Source organism: Pedobacter sp., assembly GCF_045627485.1.
Lineage (GTDB): Bacteria > Bacteroidota > Bacteroidia > Sphingobacteriales > Sphingobacteriaceae > Pedobacter.
In genome coordinates this window covers 1-3,914 of sequence record NZ_JAZQNU010000128.1, presented here as the reverse complement: position 1 = coordinate 3,914, position 3,914 = coordinate 1, and the positions used below count along the sequence as shown (strand labels likewise).

Annotated in this window: 7 protein-coding genes; 2 read left to right on the top strand and 5 right to left on the bottom strand. The window is 39.8% G+C overall.

From position 1 onward, the window contains the following. Positions 1 to 368: 368 nt before the first annotated feature. A complete protein-coding gene (locus ACR2F3_RS09835; RefSeq protein WP_432709804.1) occupies positions 369 to 584 on the bottom strand; it encodes a hypothetical protein in 216 nt (71 codons plus the stop codon). A 182-nt stretch (positions 585 to 766) separates the two neighbouring features. Between ACR2F3_RS09835 and ACR2F3_RS09830 the strand changes: the two genes are divergently transcribed. Further along, on the top strand, positions 767 to 1,201 hold the full coding sequence (locus ACR2F3_RS09830) for a DUF1810 domain-containing protein (RefSeq protein WP_432709803.1): 435 nt from the start codon (positions 767 to 769) through the stop codon (positions 1,199 to 1,201). A gap of 202 nt (positions 1,202 to 1,403) precedes the next feature. Then, positions 1,404 to 1,796: a hypothetical protein gene (locus tag ACR2F3_RS09825; RefSeq protein ID WP_432709802.1), complete on the top strand. Its 393-nt coding sequence runs from the start codon at positions 1,404 to 1,406 to the stop codon at positions 1,794 to 1,796. A 57-nt stretch (positions 1,797 to 1,853) separates the two neighbouring features. Here ACR2F3_RS09825 and ACR2F3_RS09820 read toward each other — a convergent pair whose 3' ends face one another. The 4 genes from ACR2F3_RS09820 to ACR2F3_RS09805 all read right to left on the bottom strand — a co-directional run bounded on the left by ACR2F3_RS09820 (position 1,854) and on the right by ACR2F3_RS09805 (position 3,857). Continuing rightward, positions 1,854 to 2,027: a hypothetical protein gene (locus ACR2F3_RS09820; protein WP_432709801.1), complete on the bottom strand. Its 174-nt coding sequence runs from the start codon at positions 2,025 to 2,027 to the stop codon at positions 1,854 to 1,856. Positions 2,028 to 2,057: 30 nt separating this feature from the next. After that, positions 2,058 to 2,486: a cupin domain-containing protein gene (locus ACR2F3_RS09815; protein WP_432709800.1), complete on the bottom strand. Its 429-nt coding sequence runs from the start codon at positions 2,484 to 2,486 to the stop codon at positions 2,058 to 2,060. Positions 2,487 to 2,599: 113 nt separating this feature from the next. After that, entirely contained in the window at positions 2,600 to 3,538 is a 939-nt protein-coding gene (locus ACR2F3_RS09810) for a glycerophosphodiester phosphodiesterase family protein (protein WP_432709799.1), read from the bottom strand. Positions 3,539 to 3,542: 4 nt separating this feature from the next. Continuing rightward, positions 3,543 to 3,857, bottom strand: a complete 315-nt coding sequence (locus ACR2F3_RS09805) for a histidine phosphatase family protein (protein WP_432709805.1) — start codon at positions 3,855 to 3,857, stop codon at positions 3,543 to 3,545. Positions 3,858 to 3,914 lie beyond the last annotated feature (57 nt).

Sequence of the window (3,914 nt, the reverse complement as noted above, 5' to 3'; positions counted from 1 at the left end):
ACAGTAATGCTTATGTTTGAGTATATAAGTTATTTAGTTAAATAAAAATTAAATAAGAAAACTCTTAATCTGCTGCTAGTAATAAGTGTTAGTACATCCTGCAAAAAATCTGATGTACCTCCAAAATTAGAGGAAGTGCTTGATCCTATAGAAGGAATCAAAGTAATCGTACCAAGAAATTTGCAAGATCCTGTAGTGCCACAGGGGATCCCAAATACAATGTTGTAGGGTATGGCTACGATATTACAAGAAAGTTTAATGATGCCAGCTCCATCAGGAGACCAAAAATAGATGCTACCAGGTGTAATTATTGCTATTTAAATAAGCTTAAACAAAGCCGCTTTCTTCAGAAAGCGGCTTTGTTTATTTTAACCATTATCATTGTGTTCAGTAATCATTTTCCCAACCTGCCGCACAAAACCTTCATCTAATTCATCTTGAGTGTTCCAAACTACCTCGTCGTCACTTGGCTCTGGATAAATCACCCCAAGCTTATCTAAACCCTCCATAATCCGGTATGTACCATTGTCTTGTGGCTCAATTGTTAGTTGTTTTTCTGATAATTGTAAATCGAATGATTCCATATTTATAAATTTCCTAGTTAAACACACTGCTATATTAAATGTTTTAAGGCAAGGTTTTATCAATTCCACGTGAACTGTATTTTCCATTCGCGTCAACACAGTTCAAAGGCAATTAGAACTACAAAAATGAAACTTGTATTTAATAATATCGGTTGTTGATTATATCGACTAACGAAGACACCATGAAAAACACAGATCTTGACCGTTTTGTAAAAGCACAAAACGCTGATTATGATACCGCACTAAGCGAGATTATAAATGGGCGTAAACAGTTACATTGGATGTGGTATATTTTCCCCCAGATCCAAGGACTTGGCTACTCAGAAACCGCTAATTATTATGCAATACGTGATCTGGAGGAAGCCAGGGATTTCCTGGCACATCCAGTTTTGGGCGCCAGGCTGATACGTATTACTACAGAAGTTTTGAAATCGCAAAAAAACGTTAAGCAGATATTTGGAAGCCCCGACGACCTGAAGTTTCACTCCTGCATGACGTTGTTTTCAGCTGTGAACGGCTCCAACCCAATATTTGAGCAAGCACTGAAAACCCTGTTTAATGGGCAACGTGATAATAAAACAATTGAAATATTAATGAAGCTAAAAGGCAAACATTAACAACAAATTTCTTGATACCATTTGACTTTTATGAGATAAAAAGGCTTTGGTGCAGCTTGGTGATTAAAATCATGCGACTAGCTGACAGTGGTCACTTGATCGCTAAGGGGTTATGCTGAAATTAGTAATCTATATATTTTTCAGTCATTTTAGGCCAGAATGAGTCGAACATCTTTCACAATCTTAATTAAAAGCAAGTCGTATGGAAACTCCTAAGGAATTGTCATCAAAGTCCAATCAGTATTTTGTAATCGCCGAACATTGGACTTCTGATCTGCAATATTTTCAGGTGGAAAGCAATTTTTTCCACCATTTACTAGACAGGTATGCGAGCGTAGCTTCAACAGAAGATCTTGAAAAACTAAAAAGTTTGGGCGAAGAATTAAAAGCGCTTGACCAGGAGCGGGAGAAAAATGAAGATGCTGTTGATGAGTTGCGCGGCCAAATTGTATTGGCAGCTGAAGGAAAAGCTCCTGAAGATTTAGGACAAATTGAAAAACAGCATAGTTCGCTTGAAGTATCTATAGCAGAACTCACAAAAAAATTTAGAGAACTAAAAACCCGACTCTTCACAACTGTGCAAAATATTGATTGATTTATGTGGCTCTTACATACTAACAGCTACAGCACGGTAAGGAGTTGTTCTTAAATATTAGATAGAAATATACTGGCTTGCGTTGCGCAAATCAATTGATGGATAATCGCACTCATAGCCTTCATTTAACTGCGATTTCAACAAATCCATTTTGCCTGTGGCAGTAGTTGCCGAAATACCTGTCAGGCTTTTTTCCTTCGCATTCAGTATCGAATTTTCTTGAGCATCCATTGTCATCGTGATAAAGAGAGATAAAATTCATTATTCTTGAATTTGACGATTACCATTTTGGTAATCTTCATCATTTACCGGCTCCAGCCACATATTCTGATTCGTTGCCGGACTACCATTTGTTGCCAGGTGCGAAAACCAACTGGTTGCGGTGGCACCATGCCAATGTTCAACGTTTGGCGCAATTTCTACCACATCGCCTGCTTTTAGGTGGATTGCCGATTTTCCACGTTCCTGATACAACCCTTCGCCGCCAACCACAATCAAAAGCTGCCCCCCTGTATGGCTGTGCCAGTTGTTTCTACAACCGGGCTCAAAGGTTACATTGGCAAGAGGCACGTTTAGGTTCTTATTAGAGGCTAAAGGCGCCAACCATGATTTTCCTGTAAAATATTGCGCATAAGCTGTATTTTCTTCCCCTGTTGGAAAGTCGCTTATTTTTGGAATGTCTGTATTCATCTTCTAATGATTAAGTCTGATGATAACCGATAAAGCTGATTATAGTTTTTGTGCAGTTGGGTGGAATTTACAGCCCCTGGACAAACAATCGCAGTCCGGATATAAAGGCTTTACTACTTTTGCTTTGCGAAGTATTTTTGTTGAGGACTGCTCTTGGGAATCAAAGACTTGATCGCTTCAGCAGCCTCTATTGGAAGATCGGATTCCAGAATATCTGCACCCTGGAGAAAGGTCTCCCTGAAATGCTCAGCACGCTCAGCGGGATTCTCCAGTTTGTCATAAGTTGGCGCAGAAGAAATCATGCACATCACCCCTTTTGCATGAAGCATATCGTAAAGCTCTTTATTTTCAGGTTTGTTTAATGAGCCAATGTAGGCGATCATATTACGCCAAGGAATACCTGCTGCCTCATATTCATGAAAAGCTTGTTTAGTTTTCACGAATGCTGACATCATCCTGCGAGGATTATCCTGGTAATAGAATTTAGCTTGCTCTGCATTATGAACAGTAACCATTACCACCTCATTCCCGATTTCTTTAAGTATCCTGGCCGTTTCAACCAAAGGAAGGTCTTTTTTGTCAAGATTCATCACCGTCTTCCCTCTACTCCATTCGATTGCCTGAGTAAGGGTTGGAATTTTGAAATCCGTTACATGACCATGAACATCCTTCAGCCTCAATTTTTGCAATTCTTCGTAGGAGAAATCAGACACCTTACCCGTGCCGTTGGTTGTACGGTCTACAGTTTCGTCATGCATCAGCACCACCACGCCATCTTTAGTGAGTCGAGGATCGATTTCATAAAATGCCGGCGTATAGCGCAACGTATTTTCAAAAGTTTCAATAGAATTTTCAGGAAACCCATTGACCATTCCACCCCTATGCCCGCTGATAATTGGCCTGTCTTTACCCGTATATTTAAAAAATGACTGCAGTTTTTTCGCATTCTTAATTTTCAAATGATGCATTTGTTGGGCTGATGCATTCTGACCAAAGGCCACCACAGCAACGGTGAAAAACAATGCCTTAAAAACATTAGATTTATATGTCATATTGTTATAATTTACTGTTTAAAGATTTTAAGCTTATATCTCCCTGCTCATCAAGGCTGAATAGTGTCACTGATGAGTTTTCCTGAACAATTTTTCTGTAGTTTTTGAGCGGCATGCCCAGCTTGTGCGCCAGGAATAAGCGGTTAACACCATTGTGTCCAACAACCAAAACATTTCCCGATGGATGCCTTGCGAACATTTCTTTAAAGAAATCATCAACACGAGCCACCACTTCCGAGCCACATTCCCCGTTACCACCTGCCTTTGCTGATCCAGGGTCATCCATCCACTCTTCCCATAAATTGGCATTTGTTGCAATAAACTAAGTCGGAGGCCAAGCGGTCTTAGGAAGACAATAGAGAGGGACAACTCCTTG